1 rRNA gene is annotated in these 243 nt (G+C 50.2%); it reads right to left on the bottom strand.

From position 1 onward, the window contains the following. Positions 1-76: ribosomal RNA gene (rrf, locus tag HPT30_RS00190) — 5S ribosomal RNA — on the bottom strand; the annotation flags it as partial. Between the last annotated feature and the right edge of the window lie 167 nt (positions 77-243).

The raw sequence follows: 243 nt of genomic DNA, 5'->3' as shown, positions 1-243 counted from the left end.
TACCATCGGCGCTGGAGGGCTTAACGGTCGTGTTCGGGATGGGTACGTGTGGAACCCCTCCGCCATCGCCACCAAACGTTTGAAAGAGATTGACTCTCTCAAAACTGAGCAACGAGTGAGTAGAAAGCTTTACGAAGTAAAGCTCGCTTCGGAAGCATGCTTCCTGAAGACTTAGATTTGAATGTTTCCGTTGCAGGAAACGATTCTCCATAGAAAGGAGGTGATCCAGCCGCACCTTCCGAT

It is taken from the genome of Paenibacillus agri, from assembly GCF_013359945.1.
GTDB lineage: Bacteria > Bacillota > Bacilli > Paenibacillales > Paenibacillaceae > Paenibacillus_AQ > Paenibacillus_AQ agri.
Note: the sequence above shows the minus strand (reverse complement) of the source record. Positions and strands in the feature narration are given on the sequence as shown.